Raw genomic sequence first — 24,043 nt, forward strand, 5'->3', positions numbered from 1 at the left:
TCGGGGTCAGGCCGGGCGACGTCGGGAAGCGGCGCGCCGGGCGTCCCGACCGGCGGCCACGGAGTCCAGGACGCCGGTGGCCACCAGCCCGCGGGTCAGCGCCCAGGCGCCGAGACCCGCGAGGACCAGCCCGGAGACGGCGCCGCACAGCACGTAGACCAGCTTGTAGTCCATGGTCCACTCGGGGTTGTAGATGATGTTCTCCATGACGGCCATGACCACCCCGGAGGCGAGACCGGAGAGCAGGGCCACCGGCAGGTCGAAGCGGCGGTAGGCGAACAGCAGGAACACCAGCTCCGCCCCGACGCCCTGGTACAGCCCCGACCAGATGACGGTCAGCCCGAAGCTGGAGCCCAGCAGGGCGGAGATGATCGCGGCGACCAGCTCGCAGTACAGGGCGGCCCCGGGCTTGCGGATGATCAGCCCGCCCAGGGGGCCGGCGATCAGCCAGGCGCCGCCGATCAGCCCGCCCAGCGGCGGGAACCCGGCGGTCGCGGCGCTGCTGGCCGGGTACACGGCGTTGTTCCAGACGAAGAAGATCAGCGAGCAGGCCGCGGCGATGACCGAGGCGATGACGATGTCCACGACCCGCCAGCTGCGGCGTCGGGTGCTCGTGGTGGTGTTCATGAGGACTCCTCCTGGGGATGGCAGGAGGGGAGACGCCGCGACGTCGCCCGGCGAGGGGCCGGGATGGGCCGCGGGGTCCGAGAACTCGACTTCCTCCGGCGGTATGAACCGCGTCAGGTTCGAGGGTCTGCACCGGTGTGCACTCTCAGCCCCGGTCGGGGCTCCCCTGTCGTAGTGGACGCCCCCACCCTACCGCAGCGGCGGTTCGGGAGCCTTCCGGTGTTTCGGGAGCCCTCCGAGTGCTCCCAAACCACCGGAAGGCTCCCGCATCGGGGCGCCCCCTCCCGCACCGGCGGGTGCGGCGGGGCCGAGCGGGCCGTAAGCTGAGGTGGATGCGCGGGAGATCACTCGACGACGCCGGGTGCCCGCGCCGGCGAACCACGAAAGCTAAGGAGCAGGAATGAGCAATCCCCTGATCAAGATCGGTTCCACGGTGGCCTCCCTCGGCGGGGTCGCCCTGGCCAACAAGGTGCTCAGCGCCGGGTGGCGGAAGGTCACCGGCAACGAGCCGCCCGAGGACAACGCGGATCCCGAGGAGTCGCTGCGCGACATCATCGTGTGGTCCCTGATCACCGGCCTGGTGGGCACCCTCATCAAGGTGGGCATCACCCGCGCGGCCAACAAGGCCGACCGGAAGGATCAGGTGCAGCGCGGCGGCCAGCGGGAGGTCTGAGCCGCACCGGCCCCGCCGACGCCGCGCGGGCGGGTCAGTCCGATCGACCGGTCCGCGCGGCGTCGGCGTCGGCGTCCGCGCCGGGTTCGCGCACCCCCGCATCATCCGCCCCGGTCTGCGGGGCGTTTCCGGCGTCCGCCCGCTGGGCGTCCTCCTCGGACATCCGCTGCACCAGGTCCGCCAGCTCGTTGTGGGACAGGGACTCGGGCCGGAAGTGCTTGTTGCGGAACCCGGAACGGCTCACCATGTGCGAGGACACGGGGATCACCACCAGCTGCAGCACCCACACGAACACCAGCAGGGGCACCAGCGCCCAGGAGCGCGCGGCCAGCCCCACCCCCAGCAGCAGCATGAACAGCCCGAAGACCTGGGGCTTGGCCCCGGCATGCAGACGGGTCAGCACGTCCGGGAAGCGCACGATGCCGATCCCCGCGCCCAGGGACATCAGGCACCCGATGATCAGGCAGATTCCGGCCGCGACGTCCATCCCGCTCATCGATCCACCCCCGGGTCCCCGGCCGTGGTCGGCACCTCGGAGGCCGGGGTCTCCTCCGCGGGCTTCTGGTTGTTGGCGAAGCGCGCCACCGTCACCGAGCCCAGGAAGCCCACCAGCGAGACGATGAGCAGCAGGGTCATGTTCTCGTAGCTGCGCCGGTAGACCATGTCCACGGCCACCGCGGCCCCCACGATCGCCAGCTGCACATCCGAGGCCACCACCCGGTCCAGCAGGGTGGGTCCCTTGGCCAGCCGGTAGATGGTGCACAGGGTCGCGGCCACCAGGATCACCCCGCACACGACGACGAAGCCCTCCATCACTGCCTCTCCTCCTCGCTGCCCGCGCCGGGCCCCGACGAGGGGGCCGCGGCCTCCGGGCGCTGCACGGCCCGCTCCGGCCCGGTGTTCTCGAATCTGCGCACCCGGGTGCGTCCGCCGGTCCGCCCGCGGACCTCGGCCAGGTGCTCCCGGCTGCCCATCACCTCGACCACGAGCCGCTCCACCGCGAACACCCGGTCGCGGAAGCGGCGGACGTCCTCGTCGGTGGCGACGTCGATGGCGTGGAAGTAGATGGTCGCGCTGCGCCGGTCCACCTCCACCACCAGCGAACCGGGGATCAGGGAGACCACCTGGCCCACTGCGGTCATGATCAGGTCATCCGTGGAGCGCAAGCGCACCGAGACCACGGCGTTGCTCGGCTGCGGTCCCGGACGCACGGCCAGCCACAGCACCTGCACCGAGCCGAGGAAGACCCACCAGAGGAACTTCGCCAGGAACTCCAGGGCCCGCAGCGCGTTGAACCGGCCCGAGGAGCGCACCGGCGGCAGCTTGAACACGCGCACCACCAGCACCGCGAGCACCAGCCCGAAGACCAGGTTCCCGATGCCGTAGTCCTGCCACAGCGCGCCCCACAGCACCACCAGCCACAGGATCAGCACGACCTCGGTCAGGTGCGCCCCCGAGGGGCGGGTGGTGGGCAGGCGCCCGGTCGGCTCGTTCATCACCGGCCTCCTTCCGCCGCTTCGCCCAGCACGGCGCGGATGTAGGTCTGCTGGTCATCCAGGCTGTGGGCGGCCGCACCCGAGAAGTCGAAGATGGGCCCGGCGAACACCGTGAGAGCGACCCCCACGGCCACCAGGGCCGCCGTGGACCCGACCATGGTGCGCGGCAGGAGGGTCACGTCCTTCTCCGAGTAGGCCCCGGAGGCCGTCTGACCGGAGGTCAGCACCCCGTAGTCCCCGTCGCCGGACCGGGCCAGCAGGATCGGGTCCGGGAACTCGGCGTCCTCCGGACGGCGCCAGAACACGCGGTTCCACACCCGGGCCAGGACCATCAGGGTCAGCAGGGAGACGAACACCCCGACGCCGGCCATCGTGTAGGCCTCCCAGCCGCCCTTCTGCACGCTCGCGTCGATCAGAGCGACCTTGCCGAGGAAGCCGGAGAACGGGGGGATGCCGCCCAGGTTCATCGCCGGGATGAAGTACAGCACCGCCAGGACCGGGGCGATCTTCGCCAGCCCGGCCAGGCGATCCATGTTGGCGGTGCCGCCGCGCCGCTCCAGCAGGCCCACGACCATGAACAGGCTGGTCTGGATGACGATGTGGTGGGCGACGTAGAACACCACCGCCATCAGCCCGGCCTCGGTGTCCAGGGCGATGCCCCAGATCATGTACCCGATGTGGCTGATGAGGATGAAGGACAGGGTGCGCTTGATGTCCGTCTGGGTCAGCGCACCCAGGATCCCGACCACGAGGGTGAGGATCGCGACCCAGGTCAGCAGGTCGCTGACCGGGTTGCCGGGGAACAGCAGCGTCTCCGTGCGGATGATCGCGTACACCCCGACCTTGGTCAGCAGACCCGCGAACACCGCGGTGACCGGGGCGGGGGCCGTCGGGTAGGAGTCCGGCAGCCACAGGGACAGCGGGAACACGGCGGCCTTGATCCCGAAGGCCACGAGCAGCAGGAGGTGCAGCTGGGTCTGGGTGCCCTCCGGCAGATCCGGGATCTTCGCGGCGACGTCGGCCATGTTCACGGTGCCCACCGCGGCATAGACCATCCCGATGGCGATGAGGAACAGCATCGAGGAGACCACCGAGACCACCGTGTAGGTGACCCCGGCGCGGATGCGCGGGGCCGAGCCGGACATCGTCAGCAGCACGTAGCTGGCGGTCAGCAGGATCTCGAAGCCCACGTACAGGTTGAACAGGTCCCCGGCCAGGAACGCGTTGGAGACCCCGGCCAGCAGCACCAGGTAGGTGGGGTGGAAGACGGAGATCGGGGAGTCGTCGTCGCCGTCGGCCAGGCCCTGGCCGGTCGCGTAGACCAGCACCGCCAGGGACACGGTGGAGGAGACCACCAGCATCAGGGAGGCCAGCCGATCCACGACCAGCACGATCCCCAGCGGCGCGCCCCACCCGCCCAGGGAGACCGAGACCGGCCCGGAGGACCAGCTGGCCGCCAGCAGCCCGATCTCCAGGACCAGCACCGCGACGACGGCGGCCAGGGAGACCACCCGCTGCACGTTGGGGCGGCGGTAGAAGACGAAGTCCAAGCCGGCGGTCATCAGCGGCAGGATCACCGCCGCCGGGGCCAGATCGAAGATGGTCATCGGCGGCGCTCCTTCCGTGCTCGTCGTGCCTCATCGCGGGTTCCACCCGCGGCGGCCTGGCGCTCCTTGCGCCGTCGGTACTCGGCTTCGCGCTCCTCCTCGGAGCCCTCGAACTCGGAGGGCTCGATCGGGGCGGCGTCGTCGTCCTCCGGGTCGTAGTCGGACTGGGCGGCCACGCGCCGGTCCTCGGCGTCGTCCTGGATGTCGTCCTTGCGGGAGAGGACCCAGCTGCGGTAGATCATCCCGAGCATCAGCGCGGTGACGGCGAAGGAGATGACGATCGCGGTGAGGATCAGCGCCTGCGGCAGGGGGTCGGTGTAATCCGCCGGATCCGTGGTGCCGTCCCAGAAGGCGGCCCGGCCCGGCAGGCCTCCGGCGTGCAGGATGAAGATGTTGGTGGCGTTGGTGATCAGCATCAGCCCCAGCAGGACCTTGGTCAGGGCCTTCTCCAGGATCAGGTAGACCCCGACGGCGTAGAGCACGCCCATCACCAGCAGCAGCGCGGCGTCGATCATGCTCGGCCTCCTTCCCTGGCGACGGCGGCGGTGTCCGCGGTCGCCTCGCCGTCCTCGTCCACCGGGGTCGCGGTGACCGGGCCGGAGGGGGTGGCTGCGACGGTCGAGGAGCGGCGCACCTGGATGCGCCGCGGCCCGCGGGCCCGACGCGCCGAGGCCTCCCGCTCCTGCTCGAGGTTCTCGTCGATCTTCCCGCCGAGGGAGCGCAGCACGTCCAGGATCAGCCCGACCACCACGAGGTACACCCCGATGTCGAAGATCAGGGCCGTGACCAGGTGGACCTCCCCGAACACGGGCAGGTGCAGGTCGAAGGCGTAGGAGGTGAACACGTCCCCGCCCCACAGCAGCGGGGACAGGGCGTAGGCCCCGGAGATCAGCAGGCCCGAACCCAGCAGCACCCCGGCGTTGACCGGAGAGGCCTCGGACAGCTCGTAGCGCCCGCCGGCGAGGTAGCGCAGGGCCAGGGCGAGCCCGGCCAGCAGTCCCCCGGCGAAGCCGCCGCCGGGCAGGTTGTGCCCGGCCAGGAGCAGATAGAGGGAGACGATGAGGATGCTGTGGAAGATCAGTCGGGTCACGACCTCCAGCATCAGCGAGCGGTTCTCCGGGGCCAGGGTCCGCCCGGCCACCAGGAACGGGTCCCGCTGCACGTCCATGAAGTCGTTGGCCACCTGCGCGCCCGGGGAGAGATCGGTGCGCTCGGCATAGCGCCGGGTCACGGTGCGCAGCCCCTGGGTGTCCAGGCGCTTGCGGGCCCGGGAGAGGTCCTGGCGCCCGGCGATGAAGATCAGAGAGGCCACGCCCGTGGCCGCCAGGGCCAGCACGGAGGTCTCCCCGAAGGTGTCCCAGGCGCGCATGTCCACGAGGATCACGTTGACGACGTTCTTGCCGTGCCCGATCTCGTAGGCGGCCTGCGGCATCGCCAGGGAGATCGGGTCGGTGATCCGGGAGGACAGGGCGAAGGCGGCCAGCACCATCATGAACGCGCCGAAGCCGACGCTGATGGCGACTCGGGCGGCCCGGTGACGCACCCGAGCGCCCAAGCGGTTCCACAGCCCGGAGGGCAGCATGCGCAGCGCCAGGACGAAGGCGATCAGGGAGATCGTCTCCACGAGCATCTGGGTCAGGGCCAGGTCCGGGGCCCCGCGCAGGGCGAACAGCAGGGAGATGCCGTAGCCGGTGACGGAGACCATCAGGATCGCCAGGAAGCGCTTGCGGGCCCGCTGGGCGATCAGCGCCGCGGCGATCATGATGATCACGGTGGCCCACTGGGCCGGGGAATCGGTCCAGCGCAGCGGGTTCAGCGGCGGGGTGTCCACCAGGAACAGCCCGACCGTGGGCACCAGCACGGCCGTGACCATGATGACGGCCAGGTAGAAGCTCAGCGAACCCCGCTGGGTCGCACCCGTCACGCGCACCGCCGCCCAGTCGATCGCCCCGACGACGGCGCGGTACACGGCGTCGGCGGCGGGCCACTGCGGCAGGGCCAGCTGGAAGGACTGCACGGGCCGCCGCGCGGCGAACAGGCCGAGACCGGCCGCGATGATCAGGGCGGAGACCCCCAGTGCCGGGGTGAGTCCGTGCCACAGGGCCAGGTGCAGGTGGCCGTGGCCGTACTGCTCGGTGTAGGCGTGCACCGCGGCAGAGACCGGCTCCGGCCACAGCCCCAGGCCCAGGCCCAGCACCGCGAGCACGGCCGGGGCGACGGCGAAGGTCGGGGAGATGCGGTGGAAGCCGGTGGGGCGCACCGCGCCGTCCTCGTCCCGCGACTCGGCCAGCACGTCCGAGGGCCGCTTGTCCGCGAAGGCGCCCCACAGGAAGCGGGCGGTGTACGCGAGGGTCAGCACCGAGCCGACGGCGATGCCCAGCAGGACCAGCCAGCCGACCCCGGCGCCGAGCCCGGCCACCTCCCCGTGGGAGGCGTCCAGCCCGACCTCCACCACGGCCTCCTTGGCGACGAAGCCCAGCAGCGGCGGGATGCCCGCCATCGAGGCGGAGGCCACCACGGCCATCGCGAACAGCCACGGGGCCCGGTGCCGGATCCCGGACAGGCGCCGGATGTCCCGGGTGCCGGCCTGGTGGTCGATGACCCCGGTGAGCAGGAACAGGGTGGACTTGAACAGGGAGTGGGCCACCATCATCGCCAGCCCCGCGTACAGCGCGTCCGGGGTGCCCAGGCCCACGACGGCGGCGAGGAACCCCAGCTGGCTGATGGTCCCGTAGGCGAGGATCAGCTTGAGGTCGTGCTGCTTCAGCGCCGCGTAGCCGCCGAACAGCATGGTGAACAGCCCCAGCCCGAGCACCATGGGCAGCCACGGCTGCACGGGGGCGAGCACGGGGGCCAGGCGGGCGATGAGGTAGATGCCGGCCTTGACCATGGCCGCGGCATGCAGGAAGGCGCTGACCGGCGTCGGGGCGGCCATGGCGCCGGGCAGCCAGAAGTGCAGCGGGAACAGCGCGGACTTGGACCCGGCCCCCACCAGCACCAGCACGACGACCGCGGCCAGATAGCCCGGGTCCGCACCGACCAGCCAGGTGGGCGCGGTGTCCACGATCTGCGAGATCAGGTAGGTCCCGGCGAGGTTGCCGAGCATGACCAGGCCGATGAACATCGCCAGCCCGCCCGCCGTCGTCACGATCAGCGCCTGCAGGGCCGCCCGTCGCGCGGACTGGCGGGCGTTGGAGTACCCGATCAGCAGGTAGGACAGGACGCTGGTGACCTCCCAGAACACGAACATGACCATGAGGTCATCCGCGGTGACCAGGCCGAACATGACCCCGGCGAAGGCCACCAGCTCCGCCGCGAAGCGCCCGGAGTGCTGGTTGGTGTGGCGGAAGTACTGGGCGCAGTAGAACAGGACCAGGGCGCCGACGCCGAGGACCATCGCGGAGAGGATCCAGGACAGCGCGTCCATGCGGAAGGTCAGGGAGATCCCCAGGGACGGGATCCAGGGCAGGGAGGTGCTCAGCTGCTCGCCGCGGCCCAGCACGGCCGGGGCCAGGGTGCACAGCCAGACGAAGCAGACGGCGGGGACGAGGGACAGGACGTAGAAGCAGGTGCGACCCCAGCGCCGGAAGAAGAACGGGCAGACCAGGGCGGCGATCCCGTGGGCGAGGATCACGGCGGTCAAACGGGTGAACTCCTTAACATGGCCCGGGGAGTAGGTCCTCCCCAGGATACCAAGAGCCCGCAACCCGCCCGGGGGCCGCCGAACGCAGATCCCCGGAGCGGTGCACCGCCCGGGCTGTACCCTGTAGGCATGATCACACCCCGCCGCCGTCCGACGCTGGCCTGGGCCCTCTGGGACGCCGGTTCGGCGAGCTTCAACGCCGTGATGACCACCTTCGTCTTCTCCGTGTATCTGACCAGCGCCTCCTTCGGCGACGAGGCGCACACCTCCCGGGTGCTCTCCACCGGGCTGGCCATCGCGGGGCTGGTCGTCGCCCTCAGCGCCCCGGTCGTGGGGCAGCGGGCGGATCGGGCCGGGTCCCGACGTCGGGCGCTGGGGCTGAACACCGCCCTGGTGGCGGTGTGCGTGGCCGCGTGCTTCTTCGTGCGCCCGGAGCCGGCCTACCTGTACCTGGGGGTGGGGCTGCTGGGGCTGGCGAACATCTTCAGCGAGATCGCCACGGTGCACTACAACGCCCTGCTGCCGGTGATCTCCACCCCGAAGACGGTGGGGCGGGTCAGCGGGATCGGGTGGTCCTTCGGCTACTTCGGCGGGATCCTGGCGCTGCTGATCGTGCTGCTGGGGTTCATCTCCCCCGGCCTGCTGGGCCTGCCGGAGGAGGAGGCGCTGAACCTGCGCGGCGTCGCGGTGTTCTCCGCGGTGTGGCTGGCAGCACTCTCCCTGCCGATCCTGGTGCGCTTCCCCGAGACCGCGGTGGAGGACCTCGCCCCGCAGGCCGCGCGCGAGTCCATCCGGGACTCCTACCGACGCCTCGGCAGGACCCTCCTGCGGCTGCTGCGCGAGGAGCCGGCGACGCTGCGCTTCCTCATCGCCTCGGCGGTGTTCCGGGACGGGCTGGCCGGGATCTTCACCTTCGGCGGGGTGCTGGCCGCCGGGACCTTCGGCTTCTCGACCAACCAGGTCATCGTCTTCGCGATCGCCGGCAACCTGGTGGCCGGGGCCGGAGCGCTGCTGGGCGGGCGCCTGGACGATCTGCTGGGACCCAAGCGCGTCATCGTGATCTCGCTGGTCTGCCTGATCGCCGCGGCCAACCCCCTGCTGCTCCTGCGCGGGCAGGCGGCGTTCTGGGTGTGCGGGCTGATCCTGTGCGGCTTCGTCGGGCCGGCCCAGTCCGCGGCGCGCACCTACCTCTCCCGGATCACGACGCCGGGGAAGGAGGGCGAGTACTTCGGGCTGTACTCGACCACCGGACGGGCGATGAGCTTCCTCGCCCCGGCCCTGTTCTCCCTGTTCGTGGCGATCACGGGGCAGCAGATCTGGGGGGTGGCCGGGATCATCCTGGTGCTCGCCGCGGGGCTGATCCTCGCCCTGACCCTGCCGCGGGTCGGCGGTGCCCAGCAGCCGGCCGCGGAGGCCGACGCCGACGGCCTGCGGGTGCGCGAGGGCTGAGCCCCCGCGGGGGCCGGGCTCAGCTCGCAGGGCGGGCCTCACCGCTCTGATCGGCATCGGCCTGCCCGGTGTCGTCCTGGGCGGGGTCGAGCTGCTCCGCCTCGGCCAGCTGGTCCCGGATCTGGGCCACGAACTCGCGGATCGCCTCGTAGCCGCCGACCGGTCCCCCGGCCAGGGCGCCGTCGGCCCCCACCAGCACGGCCGTGGGCGTGCCGGCCATGCCCAGCAGCTCGTAGGCGAAGCCGCCGACGTCGTACAGCGCGTCCTCGTGCAGGGATGCGTCCGTCTGGGCCTCCAGGGACTCCTGCGGGGCCTGGGTCATCAGGTGCAGCGTGACCGGGCCCAGGTTCCCCCGCCACTGCACGGCGTCGGCCATGGTGATGGTGCACGAGCCGCACCCCGGGGAGACCAGCAGCAGCAGCCGTGCCCCCTGCGAGGCGAGGCTGCGCAGAGAGATCAGCTCGCCGGAGGCATCGCGCAGCAGCATGCCCGGGGTCGGGCGGCGCACGTAGTCCTCGGCCTCCTGATCGGCGCTCGCCTCACCCGGGGCGCCCGCGGGGCGCGGCGCGCCGAGGGTCCCCGCGCCCGCCGCGGGGTCGACGGCGGCGGGGGCGGCCGCACCGCGCGGCATGCTCAGCCACAGGGTCAGCGCGCCCAGCGCCCCGCCGAGCAGCCACAGGGCATCCGCCCCGCGCAGGGCCGCGATCAGCCCGGGGCCCGAGGTGACGAAGGAGCAGGCGACCCAGCCCAGGGCCACCAGGGCCAGGACGGTGTTGCGGGCCAGGGTCCACCCGCTGACCGGCTCCGCGCTGGCCTCCCCGAAGCAGCCGCAGCTGACCGGCTTCTCGAAGGACAGGGCCCGGCGGATCAGCACCCAGTAGGCCAGGAACAGCAGGGCCGCAGCGATGGCGGCCACCGGGGCCAGCGCCCCGGGGGCGGCGAGCAGGGCCGCGGCCAGAACCAGCTCCCCCCACGGCAGGAGAGCGCGCAGCCAGGCCCGGTCCAGAGCGGCGGGCACACGCAGGTCCCGGAAGCCCGCGGCGACGGTCTGCGGGGCGCGCAGCTTGGCGATCCCACTGAGCACCAGGACGACGGCGAGGATCAGGGGCAGGGCCAGAGCGGCGGTGATCATGGGGCGGGTTCCTCTTCGACGGGACGGGGTGCTTCTGCGGATGGCCGGGGGCCTGCGGCCGGGGCGGTGCTGACTGGGGCGGCAGTGTTGGTCACCGCGGGGTCGGCGCTCTGCCCGGGGTCCCGGAGGAGTCCCTCCTCGGCCAGCGTGGCCAGGATGTCCTCCACCGCCCCGTCGGGGGCCGGGCCGTGGCGGCGCTCCAGTGCGCCGCGCAGGTCGGTCGCGGTGCGCCCGGGGCCCTCCAGCAGCAGCCAGGCGTCGGCCGCGGCTCGGGTGAGCACGTAGCTGTGCCCGGGGCGCAGCACGAGGGCCGCCTGCTCGGTGTCGATCCCGTGGGTCTCGGGGGCCCGGCGCCATCGACCCTCCCGCCCGGATCGGGGCGCCCCCTCCTCCTCGGCGATGCGGGTCCAGGGCTCGCGGACCGCGGTGGCCTCAGGGTCCCGGGCGAGGCCCCGCAACACCGGGTCCAGGGTCGCGGCCTCCCGGTACAGGACCCGACGCACCCCGCCGGTGTCCTGCACGAGCCGGGCCAGCTGGACCACGCCGTCGGGCATCCGCTCCAGCCCGGAGGACTGCTCGGCCAGGGCCTGCAGCCCCTCGGCCAGCGGCAGGGGCTCGATGCGCGGCACCGGGCCGCCCGGGTCCTCCTCCTGGCCGAGCCGATGCAGCAGGACGAGTCCGCCCAGCGGCGCCCCCCGGTGGCGCACGGCCAGCCCCATTCCGCCGACGGCGCGCTGGACCTTGGGGCGCCCGGCCTCCTCGATCACGGACAGCGGCTTGGGATAGGGGGCCACCGACCGATCCGCGGGGTCGATCACCGCGGTCTCATCCGAGAGGTAGCCCCACCCGGCCCGGGCCAGCGCCAGGGAGGCGGTGGTCTTGCCGCGCCCGGAGGGGCCGACCAGCACCAGGGCCGACGACGGCCCTTCCCCGGCGGCCTCGGGGGGCGTCAGGGCCGCGGCGTGCAGCAGGTGAACCCGCCCCACCAGCAGCCCCAGCAGGGTGGTGGTGACCAGGGTCGTGAAGGACTGCTCCGCGCCGGGCCAGGTGGATTCCGTCCCCACCACGAGGCAGGCGGGTTCGGGGGCGTCGGCGCCCTCCGGACTGGAGGGAGCGGGATCGGCATCGGCGGATGCGGCGGATGCGGGATCGGCGGGCGCGAGGTCCGGGCCGACCAGCCGGAGCACGGCATCGGCCCGGGTGGCGCGCTCGGCGCCCGCGGACTCGGCCCCCGCCGGTTCGGCGTCGTCGGGCACCACGTCATCGGGCACCGCGTCATCGGGCTCCAGGCAGTCCGCCCAGGACGCGCGCAGCCGCTCGAGGAACTCCTCGGGCACGCCCCGCTCGGCCCGCACGTGCACGCACCGCCCCATGGCGCGCAGGGTGAACACGCGCGGCGGGGTCATGCCCGCGAACTCGGTTCGGAGGATTCCGGGATGCGGGTGCGGTGGAAGTTCAGGTAGCCGCGGGAGGCGGTGGGCCCGCGCTGACCCTGGTAGCGGTTGCCGTACTCGCCGGTGCCGTAGGGGTGCTCGGTGGGAGAGCTCAGTCGGAAGAAGCACAGCTGCCCGACCTTGGAGCCGGGCCACAGCATGATCGGCAGGGTTGCCATGTTGGACAGCTCGAGGGTCACGTGACCGGAGAACCCGGGGTCGATGAAGCCCGCGGTGGAGTGGGTGAGCAGCCCGAGCCGGCCCAGGGAGGATTTGCCCTCCAGGCGGGCGGCGACGTCGTCGGGCAGGGTGACCTTCTCGTAGGTCGCCCCGAGCACGAACTCCCCCGGGTGCAGGATGAACGGCTCGTCGGCCCGGGTCTGCACCAGCCGGGTCAGCTCGGACTGGTCCTGGGACGGGTCGATGTGGGGGTACTTGTGGTTGTCGAACAGCCGGAAGAAGCGGTCCAGGCGCACGTCGATGCTCGCGGGCTGGAGCATGGCGGGATCGTAGGGGTCCAGGCCGATGCGGCCCTCGTCGATCTCCCGGCGGATGTCACGGTCCGATATCAGCACGGTTCCACTGTAGAGCACGGGCGCCGGCGCGCCGCGGGTGCGGTTTGTGCCGCCTCCGGATCGTGGGGTAGAGTCATGGGGTGCCGGAACGGCGCATGCGGCTGTAGCTCAATGGTAGAGCGCACGCTTCCCAAGCCTGATACGCGGGTTCGATTCCCGTCAGCCGCTCCATCGTCTCGACGACGTCGAGACCGCACGAAGATGCCGAGACCGCACCCGCCGGGTGCGGTCTCGGCTTTTCTGTGCGGTCTCGCGGGGCGCCGGCCCTCAGAGGAGGCTCGTGCGCGCCCCGGCGTCGCGGGCCGGATCCTGCGGGCGACGCAGCAGGGCCACCAGGAAGTCCGAGTCCGGGGTGAGCGGCTCCAGATCCCACGTGCCCAGCAGGGTCGCCGGCTCCAGGCCGACGGCGCGGGCGTCGTCGAGGAACTCCCCGAAGCCGTAGCCGCGCCCCGCGCCGAAGCCGACCGCCGCCCGGGCCCCCGGCTTCAGGGCGGCGGCGAATCCGGCCAGCACGTCCCGCCGGGTCGAGGGCGCCAGGAAGGTCATCACGTTGCCCGCGCACACGATCCCGTCGAAGGACCCGAGGTAACCCGCGGGCAGGACCGTGCCGAGCTGCGCCAGGTCCCCGACCAGCCACTGAGCCCCGGGATGATCCGCCCGCGCCTGCTCGACCAGCACCGGGTCCACATCCACCCCGACCACGCGGTGCCCGAGCGCCAGCAGCTGCCCGCCAACCCGGCCGGGCCCGGCGCCGGCGTCGAGCACGAGAGCCGCGCGCGGCAGCAGGGCGTCCATGGTCCGGGCCTCCCCGGCCAGGTCCGCGCCCGCGGCGCGCATGGCCTCGAAGCGCTGGATGTACCACCGGGAGTGCTCGGGATTCCGCTGGACCTGCTGCTCCCACAGAGACGGTTCACGCATGGGGCCAGTCTAGGAGCCCGCCGCCGGGGCCCGCGTCGGGCGGCGCCCCTCGGGGCAGGGCCTGCGGGGATCAGACGAGGCGCTGGGCGTGCAGCAGCTCCGGCCAGAAGGCCAGCAGCAGCACGAGCACCAGGATGAGCACCCCGAGCACGGTCAGCACCGTGGAGCGGAACCGAGGGTGGCGCTCGGCGAAGGTGATCAGGTGCGGGTGGGCGGCGTCGATCTGCTCGACGTCGGCCAGCTCGTACACCTCGGTGCTGGGGGTCAGCTTCCCCGACAGCCCCCGCAGGGTCTTCGCATCCCAGATCCGCCCGTCGAAGCGCATCAGCCGGCGTCCCTGCGCGTCCGTGAACCACAGGGCCGGGACCCCGCGGGACCGCAGCCGGGCGAAGGGCCCGCGGGCGGCATCCGCGCCCGCCGGACGCAGCCGGGCGACGAACACCGTGCCCGCGATCCGCTCCCGGGGCACCGCCGTCCATCCGATCAGCCGGGCTTTGAGCAGGTGCGTCTCGGTCAGGGCCGCGGTGGCCGGGCGCAGCACCGAGTAGCAGGCGGCCGCCGACCCCGCGATCAGCAGCACCGCGATCACGGTGATGGTCGCCGCCGGACGCTTGTACGCCAGGTAGGCCAGCAGGAGCGCCGCCAGCAGGAGGTTGGGGGCCACGGCCAGCAGCCTGCGCCCGTAGGAGCCGATGCGCGGGTGGAAGCCCTGCACGAGCTTCCCGTACCGCTCGGGGATGTCCCGGGTGTTCTCCGCCATCGGGAGGCCCTCAGTTCACGCCGCGCAGGTCCAGGACCATCTCCGCCTCGTCCGCCGGATCCCCGGTGACGACGACGGGGATGCCCCAGTCCTGCTGGTACAGGTGGCAGGCCGCGTGGTCCGGGATCTCGCCGCCGGGCTCGCCGTCGCAGGCGGCCGCCCGCGCCGTCACGTGCAGCACGGCCTCGGTGATCTCCGGGTTCAGCCGCAGCGTGCGCTCCAGGCCCTGGGCGGCCCCGGCGCCGTCGAGGAGGAACTCCGGCGGGGTCGCGGAGACCTTCAGCTGGGTGGGATCCCCCCACCGGTCATCCAGCTTCTGCCCCGTGGGGGCGGTGAAGCGCGAGCGCAGGGTCAGCGTGCCCCCGGCGATCTGGGAGACCGCGCGCTGGCTTCGCGCCGCGCCCTCGTCCACCCGCTGGGCCTCGGCGGGGATCGGCAGGCGGGTGATGCGGTGGGCGTTGGTCTCCACGACCAGCAGCAGCGGCTCCTGGTCCTGCCCGCGCTGCTCCAGCAGCACGTCGGAGGGCTCGGCCAGGCCCCGGGCCAGGGTGCTCAGCTGCCCCGAGGCCGGGTCCCAGCGGCGCACCGCCCCGTTGTAGGTGTCGGCCACGGCCACCGAGCCGTCCGGCAGCACCGCGACCCCCAGGCAGTGCTGCAGGCGCGCGGTCGCGGCGTCGCCGTCGCGGAAGCCGAAGTCGAACAGGCCCTCGCCCACCGCGGTCTCCGCGCGGACCTGCTCGCCGGCGTCGAAGCGCAGGCGGCGCAGGGCGGAGGTCTCCGAATCCGCCAGCCACACGGTGCCGTCGGCGGCCGCGGCCAGGCCGGAGGTCTGGGCGAACCAGGCCTCGTGGGCGGGCCCGTCCAGCAGGCCCTCGGCTCCCGTGCCGGCGAAGACCTGCACGGAGCCGGTGACGGGGTCGAAGGAGAAGATCTGGTGGGTTCCGGCCATCGCCACGAGCACCAGCCCGGCCGCCTCGGACCAGAGCACATCCCACGGGGAGGACAGGGACACGCCCAGCGGATCGGCGGCGGGGTCGATGCGGTTCGGGTCCCCGGTGCGCGCGCCCTCGGCGTCGAGCAGGCGCTGCACGCCGCTGCCGGCGACGGTGCTGACCGCGCCGTCGGCCAGCCGGATCCCGCGCAGCCGGTGGTTCACGGAATCCGCCACGAGCACGTCGTACCCGGCGGCCTCGCGGATGGCCGGCGGCAGCACGGCCAGGCCCTGCGGCTCGTCGAAGCGGGCGTCCCCCGGGCCGCCGTCGGCGTGGCCCTTCTCCGGCCCGCCCCAAGAGCGCAGCACGGTCTCCAGGGTATCGTCCAGCTCGACGACGCGGTGCCGGCCCGTGTCCGTGACCAGCCAGGTGGGGCCCTGCGCGTCCGGGGCGGCCAGCTCGGGGGGCAGGGCCGTGATCTTGCCGGGGAAGGAGAGCACGCCCTCCTGCGGCGGGCGCGGGACGTAGGGCCCGTCCCCGCGGTGCAGGGTGCCCTTGGCCTCGTGCGCGGCGGCCAGCTCCTCGACGAGGGAGACCAGCCCCTGCACGTGGCCCTCCCCGGACAGGTGCGCGACGACGTATCCCTCCGGGTCCACGACCACCAGGGTCGGCCAGGCCCGAGCGGTGTAGGCCTGCCAGGTGCCCAGCTTGGGGTCGTCCAGGACGGGGTGGCGCACGTCGTAGCGGTCCACGGCCGCGGCCAGCGCGTCGGGGTCCGCCTCGTGCTCGAACTTGGGCGAGTGCACACCCACGGTCACCAGGACGTCCGCGTAGCGCTCCTCCAGCTCGCGCAGCTCGTCCAGCACGTGCAGGCAGTTGATGCAGCAGAAGGACCAGAAGTCCAGGATCACGATCTTCCCGCGCAGCTCCTGCAGGCTCAGGTCTCGGCCTCCGGTGTTCAGCCAGCCGCGGCCGGTCAGCTCGGAGGCGCGCACGCGCGGTTCGCGGTCTGCCATGGGGTGCTCCTGGGGTGATCGGGGATCTCTTCGTCGAGGGTAGCAACGTCGGATGGGCCGCGGCTCTTCCCACCGCGGTCCCGACGTCGGGGCGATGCGCTTGCCCCGCGGGCCCCGGTGGCCGAAGATCGAGGAAGCGATGCCCATCCACCGCCGCGGCCGCGGCGAGAGCCCAGGAGGCCTTCCGTGTTCGCCGATCATCAGGACTCCCTGGCCGGTTTCGACCTCTCCTCCGTGCCGGGGCAGCTGCTGGCGCCCCTGCTGGCCCGCGAGCGCGCCGCCCGGCGCTGGCCTGGGACCCTCGAGGATCCCACCGGCCAGCTGCTGCTGCGGCGCCTGCGCGGCCTGCGCCGGCGCGCCCCGCACCCGGGTCCGTCTCCGGCGGCCCCCCGGGGCGGCGAACCGGACGCGGGTCAGAGGGCGGATCCGGGTGCCGATCCGAAGACGCAGAAGAAGGGCGCCGAACCGGAGGCCCCGCTGCCCGGCCAGGGGCTGCTGTCCACCGGGCCCACCGCGGAGTTCGCGGACCTGTGCTGCCTGGCCCGCACCCGCAGCCTGGATGCGCAGGTCCAGCGGTTCGTGGCCGAGCACCCGCGGGGCGCGATCATCGAGCTGAAGGCCGGGCTGTCCACGGCCCTGTGGCGGGTCGCCCCGCAGCAGGCGCACTGGTGCGCGGTGGACCGGCGCGAGGTGATCGCCCTGCGCCAGCGGCTGCTGCCCACGCACCTGCGGGTGCACGGGGTGCCCTCCGCGGTGACGGATCCCGCCTGGCCGAAGGAGGTCGCCGAGACCCTGGGGCTGCGCCCCGGAGATCCGGTGCTGATCCTGGCCCCGGGGGCCTTCGCGGGCCTGAGCCGGGAGCAGCTGCGCCCGCTGATGCGGGACCTGGCCGCGCGCTTCCCCGGCGTCGAGGTGCTCACCGACGCCGCCACCCGCCGCGGGGCCCGCCAGGCCGGGACCCTGCTCGGCCCCGCCGACGGCGCCCCGCTGCCCGCGGCCCACCTGCCGGCGGAGGCGGCCTCCTGGGAGGCCGACGCCAGGGTCCTCGACTCCGAGCCCCTGTTGCGCGAGGGGCCGCTGCCGGCCGGGCTGTCCGGGGCCACCCGGGCCCGGGCGCGCCTGCTGCGTCTGACGGGGGTAGTGCGCCTGGTGCGCCTGCGGCTGGGCGACCCGGACTGAGCCGGGCCGGCGACGCCAGCCTCAGCGGCGGCCCGCTCGACGTCGGGGCCTGCTCAGCGACGGCGCCCGGCGGACTCGTCCTCGTTCAGCCGCTCGAACATCGCGTTGTAGGCGCGCAGCTCGGCGTCGTCGTCCCGCTCGGCCTGCCGGTCGATGCGCCGGGCCTCCCGGTCCCCGGCCCGGGACCACTGGATCGCCAGGATCACGGCGAGCACCATCGTCGGGATCTCCCCTAGCGCCCACATGAACGCCCCGCCGTACTGCTGGTCCTCGATGGCGCTGCGGCCCCAGGCCCGGCCGAGGTTGCCGTACCAGGAGGCCTGCAGCAGCACGGTCGTGGACATGATCGCGATGCCGACGAAGGCGTGGTAGCCCAGGGTCGCGACCAGCATGATGATGCGGATCGGGTAGTCCGGGCGGCGCGGGATAGGGTCCACCCCGATGAGCACCAGGCAGAAGATGTACCCGGTGACCAGGAAGTGCACCATCATGAACTCGTGGCCCACGTGGTAGCGCAGGGTGACCCCGAACAGCGGGGTGAAGTAGAACAGCACGATGGACCCCGCGAAGTTCACCGCCGCGAAGATCGGGTGGGTGATGACCTTGGACCACCCGGAGTGCACCAGGCGCAGGATCCACTCGCGCGGCCCGCGGGTGCCGTCCTGACGCGGTTCCAGGGCCTGCAGCAGCAGGGTCACGGGCGCCCCCAGGACCAGGAAGATCGGGATGATCATGGTCAGGGACATGTGCTCCATCATGTGCACCGAGAACAGCACCCGGGAGTACACGGCGAAGGCCCCCGACGTCGCGTAGGTGACCAGGGTCAGGCCCACCAGCCACGAGGCCAGGCGCAGCACCGGCCACCTCCGGCCCTGGCGGCGCACCCGCACGAAGGCCCACACGTAGGCCCAGGCCAGCATCGCGACGACGAAGACCCAGAACCAGTCGAAGCGCCACGTGCCCAGCCAGGTGCCGATCCCGTGCGGCTGCGGCGGCATCTCGTACCAGGTGATGATCCGGGCCGGGGAGGCGGTGGGCGGCAGCTCCTCGCTGACCGGGGGGGCGGTGCGCGAGAGGGTCACGGCCAGCCCCGCGGCCCCGGCCATGATGATCAGCTCCGCGGCGATCACCTGCCAGATCCCCCGGAAGGCGCTCAGCCGCCCGTCCTCCACCCGCGGGATCAGCCACAGCCGATGCACGGCACCGGCCAGGCCCAGCAGCGCCGTCAGGCACGCCTTGGCCACGATCAGCAGCCCGTAGGAGGTGCCCAGATCGGAGAAGCCGTGCAGGCGCACCGCGGCGTTGAGCACCCCGGAGATCGCCACCAGCAGGAATCCCAGCAGGGCCACGGCGGAGTAGCGGCGCAGCACGGCCACGGCCATGGGCACCCGGCGGGAGGCCGCCGTCGCCTTCCCGCGCACCCGTTCGGGGACGGTGCCGGTGCCGGCGTCGGGCCCGGTGAGGTCCCGGGAGAGGTAGGCCAAAACCAGCAGGCCGCCGAACCACAGGACGACGCCGAACAGGTGCAGTCCCAGCGAGTTGACCGCGCCCATGTGGTCGTCCCCGCCGGAGGAGTGTCCGCTCAGGGCCATCGCGACGATCGCGATGAAGGAGAAGGCGAGGGTCAGGAACAGGCCCAGCAGCTGGCGCACCGCGAAGACGAGGGTCGTGGTCACCGCGCCCACGATCACCACGGTGGCCTGCTCCTGGCCGGTGCCGATGCCCTGGATGTAGCCGAGCAGCTGGCTGGTGAAGGCGGCGTCGGCGGAGATCCGCGTCCCGGAGATGTCCGCGTAGGCCAGGACCAGCACGGTAAGCCCCGCGATCGTCCAGGTCAGAGCCGAGACCGCCGCGAGGTTCAGAACCGCGGCGAAGGGCCCGTACTCGGCGCCCTCCTCCCCCGCCGGACGACGCCGGGCGCGCCCGCCGGCCGAGCCCCGGGGGTCGCGGGCGTCGCGGGCGAACCGGGGGATGAACGCGAAGGCGAACAGCAGCGCCCCCATCGTGGCGGCCATGGACAGGTTCAGCACGGCCTCGGCCACCGGCAGCGCCCAGCGCACGAAGGCCCCGGGGTCCTTCAGGGCGGTGCCGGCCGCGGAGCCGCTGAGCACCAGGGAGACGACGAGGAAGATCAGCATGGCCGCGGGCACCGCCAGCAGCCACGGCCGGTGCAGCCCGCGCGCGATCCCCGTGGGCAGGGGATCCGGCGTGGAGGCGGCGGGTGCGGTGGCTGGGGGCATGGGGTCCTCGGTTCGGCGGTCGGAAGTCGGGTGCGGCGGGAGCGGCGGTGTCCGGGGCGGATCAGGAGAACAGGGTCCCGCCGACGAATCCATTGTCCTCGCACCCGGGAGGGACCGCGAGGACCGCGGCGGGAGCGGCACGGGGCCGGAAGCCCCGCCTCCCCCGCCGCGGGCGAGCGGATTCAGGCCATGGAGGAAGGTCAGCGTCCGTCCGCGGCGTCATCGCCGCGCTCGGGATCCCGTGTCCGTCGGGCGCGCAGCGAGGCGACCACCAGGGCGATGACCCCCAGCAGCACCACGACCCCCACGACGGCGATCAGGACGATCGCCCACTGGGGCAGGCCCTGTCCCTCGTCGGAGGCGGCGGACGCGGGGCTGGCCGTCTGCTCCGTGCTCTCGGGGCTCGTGGCGTGCTCGTGGTGCTCGGCGGCGTCGTGGTCGCCGTGGTCGTGATCGTGGGCCGCGGCGGAGGAGGACGCGGCGGGCTGTCCGGCCCCGCCCTGACCGACGGTGAAGGAGTAGGTGCCCTCGATGGGGTGGCCGTCGGAGGAGACCACCCGCCAGGAGACGGTGTAGGTCTCGTCCCCGGCGTCCGGGCTGATCCGCTGGATCACGTGGGTGCCGTCCACGGTGACGTCCCCGGTGGAGACGGTCTTCCCGTGGGAGTCGGTCACGCGGACCTCGTTGCCCAGCGCGGTGATGTCCCCGGAATAGGTCAGCGTGACCCGGTCCGGGGCCTGCGCAAGCCTCGCCCCGTCGGCCGGATCGGCCTGCAGCAGCTCATCGTGGGCCTGGGCCGCGGGAGCCCCGGCGAACAGGGCCAGGCACAGGGCCAGCAGGGCGGCGAGGAGCGCGGGCAGGCGATGGGCGGCAGGACGGAGGCGGGTGCGGTGGTCGGGGCGCGCGCCGGCGCCCGGGGTGCGGGAGATTCCCATGGTGGGTGGACCCTTTCGGTCGATTCCCCGCGCAGCGCTCGAGACCGGACGGAGCCGGGTGGGCGATGCTGATGCGGGGGGCGTGCTTGCGGTGCTGCGGCGACGGACCCCGGCGACGACGCGGCGGCCGGTCCGCAAGGACTCGGCGTTCGACGCCGCGGTGCGGCGGGATCCTGTGGTGGGCCCGAGCGCTCGGCTCAGGCGGGCAGCGTCAGCGGGGGACCGCGGGTGGCCACCGTGCCCGGGCGGATCCGGGAGACCAGGACGGCCGGGCAGGAGAGGATGAGGGGCCGGGGGCGACGCGAGGAGGTCGGCACCGGGCCCGGCAGGGTCAGCAGGCACCGCAGCCCCAGGCGCACCGCGCGCAGCAGACCGGCCACCGCGGCGTCGCCCCGGCGGATCGCGAGGATCGTCAGGACGGCGGCCAGCGCGTGCACCGCGAGCATGAGGGGGCTCAGCTGATGCACCGCATCCGCCGAGGCCGCCGGCTGCACGGAGCCCAGCGCAGCCGCACCGTGGTGGCCGGCGTGGGCCGCAACGGCACCCGTCCCGACCCCGCCGTGCCCGGCGAGCGTCAGGAGGGTGTGCAACCCGGCCTGGGAGCCCAGCACCCCGAGGCCCATGGAGAGTCGGGGCAGGCGCAGCCCCGCCAGGAGCACGCACAGCATCCCGGACAGGGACCAGCACAGGCCCAGGATCAGGGGGTGCGGGAGGTGTCCGGTCAGGACCGCGTGCGAACCCGCGCCGACGAACACCGCCACCGAGGCCACGCCCCACCCGCGCAGCAGGCGATGGATGCGCTCGGGCAGGCCCCACGGGTTGGGGGTCGGGACCACGGGCACCTCCTCGGGTCGGGCGGCGATTGATGAGCGGAACGCGGAAGCGGCCTCCATCCTACCGTCCGACCCCCGCTCACCTCCGGTGCCGCGCCCCGGGCGATCCCGCCGGATCCCCGCCCGGCGTCGGGACGCGACGAGGGCCCCGCGCTCGCGATCACGGTGGATAGCGGGCGCGGGGCCCTCGGGTGCTGATGCCTCAGCGGGAAGAGCTACTTCTTGGCGACGGCGGCCTTCAGCTTGGAGCCGGCGGAGAGCTTCACTCCGTGGCCGGCCGGGATCTCGATGGACTCACCGGTCTGCGGGTTGCGCCCGGTGCGAGCGGCCCGATCGGTGCGCTCGACGGAGAGCCAGCCCGGGATGGTGACCTTCTCGCCCTGCGCGACGGAGGACTCGAAGACCTGGAAGAGGGCATCCAGCACGCCGTTGACGGCGGACTGGGACATCCCGGACTTCTCGGCCACCTCGGCCACGAGTTCGCTGCGGTTCTTCGCCATGTTGTGTCCCTCCTGAGACATCGGATGTAAGCGGCTCAGGTCAGCATAGCCGACCCGCGGCCCCAAATTACCAGCTGGACTTGGTGATGCCCGGCAGCTCGCCGCGGTGGGCCATCTGGCGGAAGCGCACGCGGGAGATCCCGAACTTCTGGAAGGTCCCGCGGGGGCGGCCGTCGATCTGGTCGCGGTTGCGCACGCGCACCGGGGAGGCGTTGCGGGGCAGCTTCTGCAGGCCCAGGCGGGCCTCCTCGCGGGCCTCGGGGGAGGCGTTCTCGTCGACGAGGGTCTTCTTCAGCTCCTCGCGCTTGGCGGCGTAGCGCTCGACGATGGCCTTGCGCTGCTCGTTGCGGGCGATCTTGGACTTCTTGGCCATGTGTGTCTCAGCGCTCCTCTCGGAAGTCGACGTGCTTGCGGACCACGGGATCGTACTTCTTCATGACCAGGCGATCCGGGTTGTTGCGGCGGTTCTTGCGGGTCACGTAGGTGTACCCGGTGCCGGCCGTGGACTTGAGCTTGATGATCGGACGAACGTCCTTGGTGTTGGAAGCCATGATCAGATCTTCTCCCCGCGGGCGATGATGTCAGCGACGACGGCGTCGATCCCGCGCGCGTCGATGACCTTGATGCCCTTGGCGGACACGTTCAGGGTCACGTTGCGGCGCAGGGACGGCACCCAGTAGCGCTTCTTCTGGATGTTGGGGTCGAACCGGCGCTTGTTGCGGCGGTGCGAGTGGGAAATGCTGTGTCCAAAGCCGGGAACAGCTCCGGTCACCTGGCAGACGGCTGCCATAGTTACTCCTCCAATGTTGACGAAATGACGGTGCGCTCTCGCGCCAGCCGGGCGGGCGGCTCGAACAGCGCCCCGTCACCTACCGTGAGAGCACCGGATGAGTCGCCGGGCCTGAGTGTGGGAGTCAGGCCCGGTGTGAGAGGTCCGGGACCTGCCCCTGCCGCGGGATCACGGTGAAGCTTGGTTCGGTGCCGAAGGGTGGACGCACCACTACGACAGCGTTAAATACTAGGGATCCCGGCCCGCGATGGCAACCTCTGCGCCGCGCCCATGGCCTTAATCACCGCGGAATCACGCGGGCGGGGCGCCGGCCTCCCCCTCCTCCCGGCCCCGGACGGCGTCGCCGCCCTCGGTGACCTGCAGGGACTGCAGGTCCGGGTAGCGCGGGCTCAGGGAGTCTCCGGAGGAGGTGCCGCGCAGGCGCCGCCCCACCCACGGCAGGGCGAAGGTGCGCACCCACTCCAGGTTGGCGCGGGTGGCCTGGACCCGGGAGACCTCCCGCATCTGCGGCAGGGGCTCCAGCCCCAGCTCCCCGGACCCCACCTGCAGGGCCTCCAGGACCTTTCCGGCCATCTTGATGTGCCCCGGGGTGTTCATGTGCAGGCGGTCCTTGGACCAGTACCGGGCGTCGGAGAACTCCTCGGAGAAGCGCCAGAAGTCTACGAGGATCAGGTCGTGCTTCTCCGCGATCTCCCGCAGCAGCTCGTTGTAGATCGCGGTGCGCCCGCGGGTGGCCTTGAAGACGCCGTAGAAGTGCTTGACGTCGAAGCCGGTCAGGGTCAGCACCTGGGCCCCGGAGGCCCGCAGCCGTCCGAAGGCCTCGTCGTAGTCGGCCATCAGGGAGTCCACGTCGATGCTCGGGCGCAGGATGTCGTTGCCCCCGCCGTACAGGCTGACCAGGGTGGGGCGCAGGGCCAGGGCGGCGTCCACCTGCTCCTCGAGGATCGGCTCCAGGGTGCGCCCGCGGATCGCGAGGTTAGCGTACAGGGTCCGGGGGAAGCGCAGCGTCAGCTGCTCGGCCACCCGGTCCGCCCATCCGCGCACCCCGTTGGGCCGGGACGGGTCCTCATCGCCGACGCCCTCGGTGAAGGAGTCCCCCAGCGCGACGTAGCGGATTTGGTGCTCCTCCGGCTCCCGGGCCCCCGGCTCGTCCTCCGCCGCGGTGTGCTCGCTGTACTCGGTGCTCATGGATCTCCTGCCTGGCTGCTCGATCTCGCGCCCCGCCGCCCGTCGCCGCCTCCAGCGACGTCGGCGCTCCTGCGGTGCCCGCAGGCGGCGTCGTCGACGCGGCGGACCCGCGAGGCG

General features: G+C 72.9%; 24 protein-coding genes, 1 tRNA gene and 1 riboswitch. Of the genes, 4 read left to right on the forward strand and 21 right to left on the reverse strand.

Annotation, left to right across the window (positions count from 1 at the left end; translation table 11 throughout):
- Positions 1-6 precede the first annotated feature (6 nt).
- The gene (locus tag I6G21_RS02290; protein WP_058731216.1) at positions 7-627 is read right to left on the reverse strand and encodes an ECF transporter S component; all 621 of its coding nucleotides are present in this window, start codon (positions 625-627) and stop codon (positions 7-9) included.
- Positions 628-700: 73 nt separating this feature from the next.
- Positions 701-805, reverse strand: a riboswitch (TPP riboswitch).
- A gap of 222 nt (positions 806-1,027) precedes the next feature.
- On the opposite strand from I6G21_RS02290, the gene I6G21_RS02295 reads away from it, so the two are divergent.
- Positions 1,028-1,300, forward strand: a complete 273-nt coding sequence (locus I6G21_RS02295) for a DUF4235 domain-containing protein (RefSeq protein ID WP_058731217.1) — start codon at positions 1,028-1,030, stop codon at positions 1,298-1,300.
- Positions 1,301-1,334: 34 nt separating this feature from the next.
- Here I6G21_RS02295 and mnhG read toward each other — a convergent pair whose 3' ends face one another.
- From mnhG to I6G21_RS02325, 6 genes are read right to left on the reverse strand one after another with little or no spacing between them, the layout of a single operon-like run.
- Positions 1,335-1,796 (reverse strand): monovalent cation/H(+) antiporter subunit G, encoded by a 462-nt coding sequence (mnhG, locus tag I6G21_RS02300; protein WP_081046370.1) that lies wholly within the window; start codon positions 1,794-1,796, stop codon positions 1,335-1,337.
- Positions 1,793-2,113 carry a monovalent cation/H+ antiporter complex subunit F gene (locus I6G21_RS02305; RefSeq protein WP_129357696.1) on the reverse strand — a complete coding sequence of 107 codons (321 nt, stop codon included), beginning with the start codon at positions 2,111-2,113 and terminating at the stop codon, positions 1,793-1,795. The genes mnhG and I6G21_RS02305 overlap by 4 nt, the downstream gene beginning before the upstream one ends.
- Positions 2,113-2,796 carry a Na+/H+ antiporter subunit E gene (locus I6G21_RS02310; RefSeq protein ID WP_129357695.1) on the reverse strand — a complete coding sequence of 228 codons (684 nt, stop codon included), beginning with the start codon at positions 2,794-2,796 and terminating at the stop codon, positions 2,113-2,115. The genes I6G21_RS02305 and I6G21_RS02310 overlap by 1 nt, the downstream gene beginning before the upstream one ends.
- A complete protein-coding gene (locus tag I6G21_RS02315; RefSeq protein WP_129357694.1) occupies positions 2,796-4,403 on the reverse strand; it encodes a Na+/H+ antiporter subunit D in 1,608 nt (535 codons plus the stop codon). Before I6G21_RS02315 ends, I6G21_RS02310 begins: the two co-directional genes overlap by 1 nt.
- Positions 4,400-4,918, reverse strand: coding sequence for a Na(+)/H(+) antiporter subunit C (locus I6G21_RS02320; protein WP_058731220.1), 519 nt, complete (start codon positions 4,916-4,918; stop codon positions 4,400-4,402). The genes I6G21_RS02315 and I6G21_RS02320 overlap by 4 nt, the downstream gene beginning before the upstream one ends.
- On the reverse strand, positions 4,915-8,037 hold the full coding sequence (locus I6G21_RS02325; protein WP_232238581.1) for a Na+/H+ antiporter subunit A: 3,123 nt from the start codon (positions 8,035-8,037) through the stop codon (positions 4,915-4,917). Before I6G21_RS02325 ends, I6G21_RS02320 begins: the two co-directional genes overlap by 4 nt.
- A gap of 27 nt (positions 8,038-8,064) precedes the next feature.
- Here I6G21_RS02325 and I6G21_RS02330 point away from each other — a divergent pair, with 27 nt between their 5' ends.
- The gene (locus I6G21_RS02330) at positions 8,065-9,495 is read left to right on the forward strand and encodes an MFS transporter (RefSeq protein WP_331250955.1); all 1,431 of its coding nucleotides are present in this window, start codon (positions 8,065-8,067) and stop codon (positions 9,493-9,495) included.
- Positions 9,496-9,514: 19 nt separating this feature from the next.
- On the opposite strand, the gene I6G21_RS02335 is transcribed toward I6G21_RS02330, so the two are convergent.
- The 3 genes from I6G21_RS02335 to dcd are packed head-to-tail and all read right to left on the reverse strand — an operon-like array spanning position 9,515 to position 12,635.
- Complete coding sequence (locus I6G21_RS02335; RefSeq protein WP_058731222.1) at positions 9,515-10,627, reverse strand: TlpA family protein disulfide reductase; 1,113 nt, start codon at positions 10,625-10,627, stop codon at positions 9,515-9,517.
- Positions 10,624-12,033: a hypothetical protein gene (locus I6G21_RS02340; RefSeq protein ID WP_129357692.1), complete on the reverse strand. Its 1,410-nt coding sequence runs from the start codon at positions 12,031-12,033 to the stop codon at positions 10,624-10,626. The genes I6G21_RS02335 and I6G21_RS02340 overlap by 4 nt, the downstream gene beginning before the upstream one ends.
- A complete protein-coding gene (gene dcd / locus I6G21_RS02345; protein WP_058730839.1) occupies positions 12,030-12,635 on the reverse strand; it encodes a dCTP deaminase in 606 nt (201 codons plus the stop codon). Before dcd ends, I6G21_RS02340 begins: the two co-directional genes overlap by 4 nt.
- A 97-nt stretch (positions 12,636-12,732) precedes the next feature.
- Between dcd and I6G21_RS02350 the strand changes: the two genes are divergently transcribed.
- Positions 12,733-12,806, forward strand: a tRNA-Gly gene (locus I6G21_RS02350).
- A 96-nt stretch (positions 12,807-12,902) separates the two neighbouring features.
- On the opposite strand, the gene I6G21_RS02355 is transcribed toward I6G21_RS02350, so the two are convergent.
- From I6G21_RS02355 to I6G21_RS02365, 3 genes are all read right to left on the reverse strand, one after another.
- Entirely contained in the window at positions 12,903-13,553 is a 651-nt protein-coding gene (locus I6G21_RS02355) for a class I SAM-dependent DNA methyltransferase (protein ID WP_129357691.1), read from the reverse strand.
- A 70-nt stretch (positions 13,554-13,623) separates the two neighbouring features.
- Positions 13,624-14,313, reverse strand: coding sequence for a hypothetical protein (locus I6G21_RS02360; RefSeq protein WP_058730837.1), 690 nt, complete (start codon positions 14,311-14,313; stop codon positions 13,624-13,626).
- Positions 14,314-14,323: 10 nt separating this feature from the next.
- Entirely contained in the window at positions 14,324-16,261 is a 1,938-nt protein-coding gene (locus I6G21_RS02365) for an NHL domain-containing thioredoxin family protein (RefSeq protein WP_058730836.1), read from the reverse strand.
- Between the two features lie 186 nt (positions 16,262-16,447).
- On the opposite strand from I6G21_RS02365, the gene I6G21_RS02370 reads away from it, so the two are divergent.
- A complete protein-coding gene (locus I6G21_RS02370; RefSeq protein WP_061225323.1) occupies positions 16,448-17,440 on the forward strand; it encodes a class I SAM-dependent methyltransferase in 993 nt (330 codons plus the stop codon).
- Between the two features lie 53 nt (positions 17,441-17,493).
- Here I6G21_RS02370 and I6G21_RS02375 read toward each other — a convergent pair whose 3' ends face one another.
- The 8 genes from I6G21_RS02375 to I6G21_RS02410 all read right to left on the reverse strand — a co-directional run bounded on the left by I6G21_RS02375 (position 17,494) and on the right by I6G21_RS02410 (position 23,926).
- Positions 17,494-19,680, reverse strand: coding sequence for a cytochrome c oxidase assembly protein (locus I6G21_RS02375; protein ID WP_129357690.1), 2,187 nt, complete (start codon positions 19,678-19,680; stop codon positions 17,494-17,496).
- 200 nt (positions 19,681-19,880) lie between these two features.
- Positions 19,881-20,615, reverse strand: coding sequence for a copper resistance CopC family protein (locus tag I6G21_RS02380; RefSeq protein WP_058730833.1), 735 nt, complete (start codon positions 20,613-20,615; stop codon positions 19,881-19,883).
- Between the two features lie 197 nt (positions 20,616-20,812).
- Positions 20,813-21,451 (reverse strand): hypothetical protein, encoded by a 639-nt coding sequence (locus tag I6G21_RS02385; RefSeq protein WP_058730832.1) that lies wholly within the window; start codon positions 21,449-21,451, stop codon positions 20,813-20,815.
- A 212-nt stretch (positions 21,452-21,663) separates the two neighbouring features.
- The gene (locus I6G21_RS02390) at positions 21,664-21,948 is read right to left on the reverse strand and encodes an HU family DNA-binding protein (protein ID WP_058730831.1); all 285 of its coding nucleotides are present in this window, start codon (positions 21,946-21,948) and stop codon (positions 21,664-21,666) included.
- A gap of 67 nt (positions 21,949-22,015) precedes the next feature.
- Positions 22,016-22,321 (reverse strand): 30S ribosomal protein S14, encoded by a 306-nt coding sequence (rpsN, locus tag I6G21_RS02395; protein WP_058730830.1) that lies wholly within the window; start codon positions 22,319-22,321, stop codon positions 22,016-22,018.
- A 7-nt stretch (positions 22,322-22,328) separates the two neighbouring features.
- Positions 22,329-22,499, reverse strand: a complete 171-nt coding sequence (gene rpmG, locus I6G21_RS02400; RefSeq protein WP_030015328.1) for a 50S ribosomal protein L33 — start codon at positions 22,497-22,499, stop codon at positions 22,329-22,331.
- Positions 22,500-22,501: 2 nt separating this feature from the next.
- Complete coding sequence (gene rpmB, locus I6G21_RS02405; RefSeq protein WP_058730829.1) at positions 22,502-22,738, reverse strand: 50S ribosomal protein L28; 237 nt, start codon at positions 22,736-22,738, stop codon at positions 22,502-22,504.
- A 291-nt stretch (positions 22,739-23,029) separates the two neighbouring features.
- Positions 23,030-23,926 (reverse strand): SGNH/GDSL hydrolase family protein, encoded by an 897-nt coding sequence (locus I6G21_RS02410; protein WP_081046218.1) that lies wholly within the window; start codon positions 23,924-23,926, stop codon positions 23,030-23,032.
- Between the last annotated feature and the right edge of the window lie 117 nt (positions 23,927-24,043).

It is taken from the genome of Rothia kristinae, assembly GCF_016028855.1.
Taxonomy (GTDB): domain Bacteria; phylum Actinomycetota; class Actinomycetes; order Actinomycetales; family Micrococcaceae; genus Rothia; species Rothia kristinae.

Bases quoted from the DNA above. Each gene is read 5' to 3' on its own strand.
- I6G21_RS02290 (WP_058731216.1), bottom strand. From the start codon at position 627: ATGAACACCACCACGAGCACCCGACGCCGCAGCTGGCGGGTCGTGGAC.
- I6G21_RS02295 (WP_058731217.1), top strand. From the start codon at position 1,028: ATGAGCAATCCCCTGATCAAGATCGGTTCCACGGTGGCCTCCCTCGGC.
- mnhG (WP_081046370.1), bottom strand. From the start codon at position 1,796: ATGAGCGGGATGGACGTCGCGGCCGGAATCTGCCTGATCATCGGGTGC.
- I6G21_RS02305 (WP_129357696.1), bottom strand. From the start codon at position 2,113: ATGGAGGGCTTCGTCGTCGTGTGCGGGGTGATCCTGGTGGCCGCGACC.
- I6G21_RS02310 (WP_129357695.1), bottom strand. From the start codon at position 2,796: ATGAACGAGCCGACCGGGCGCCTGCCCACCACCCGCCCCTCGGGGGCG.
- I6G21_RS02315 (WP_129357694.1), bottom strand. From the start codon at position 4,403: ATGACCATCTTCGATCTGGCCCCGGCGGCGGTGATCCTGCCGCTGATG.
- I6G21_RS02320 (WP_058731220.1), bottom strand. From the start codon at position 4,918: ATGATCGACGCCGCGCTGCTGCTGGTGATGGGCGTGCTCTACGCCGTC.
- I6G21_RS02330 (WP_331250955.1), top strand. From the start codon at position 8,065: ATGGCCCGGGGAGTAGGTCCTCCCCAGGATACCAAGAGCCCGCAACCC.
- I6G21_RS02335 (WP_058731222.1), bottom strand. From the start codon at position 10,627: ATGATCACCGCCGCTCTGGCCCTGCCCCTGATCCTCGCCGTCGTCCTG.
- I6G21_RS02340 (WP_129357692.1), bottom strand. From the start codon at position 12,033: ATGACCCCGCCGCGCGTGTTCACCCTGCGCGCCATGGGGCGGTGCGTG.
- I6G21_RS02355 (WP_129357691.1), bottom strand. From the start codon at position 13,553: ATGCGTGAACCGTCTCTGTGGGAGCAGCAGGTCCAGCGGAATCCCGAG.
- I6G21_RS02360 (WP_058730837.1), bottom strand. From the start codon at position 14,313: ATGGCGGAGAACACCCGGGACATCCCCGAGCGGTACGGGAAGCTCGTG.
- I6G21_RS02365 (WP_058730836.1), bottom strand. From the start codon at position 16,261: ATGGCAGACCGCGAACCGCGCGTGCGCGCCTCCGAGCTGACCGGCCGC.
- I6G21_RS02375 (WP_129357690.1), bottom strand. From the start codon at position 19,680: ATGCCCCCAGCCACCGCACCCGCCGCCTCCACGCCGGATCCCCTGCCC.
- I6G21_RS02380 (WP_058730833.1), bottom strand. From the start codon at position 20,615: ATGGGAATCTCCCGCACCCCGGGCGCCGGCGCGCGCCCCGACCACCGC.
- I6G21_RS02390 (WP_058730831.1), bottom strand. From the start codon at position 21,948: ATGGCGAAGAACCGCAGCGAACTCGTGGCCGAGGTGGCCGAGAAGTCC.
- rpsN (WP_058730830.1), bottom strand. From the start codon at position 22,321: ATGGCCAAGAAGTCCAAGATCGCCCGCAACGAGCAGCGCAAGGCCATC.
- rpmG (WP_030015328.1), bottom strand. From the start codon at position 22,499: ATGGCTTCCAACACCAAGGACGTTCGTCCGATCATCAAGCTCAAGTCC.
- rpmB (WP_058730829.1), bottom strand. From the start codon at position 22,738: ATGGCAGCCGTCTGCCAGGTGACCGGAGCTGTTCCCGGCTTTGGACAC.
- I6G21_RS02410 (WP_081046218.1), bottom strand. From the start codon at position 23,926: ATGAGCACCGAGTACAGCGAGCACACCGCGGCGGAGGACGAGCCGGGG.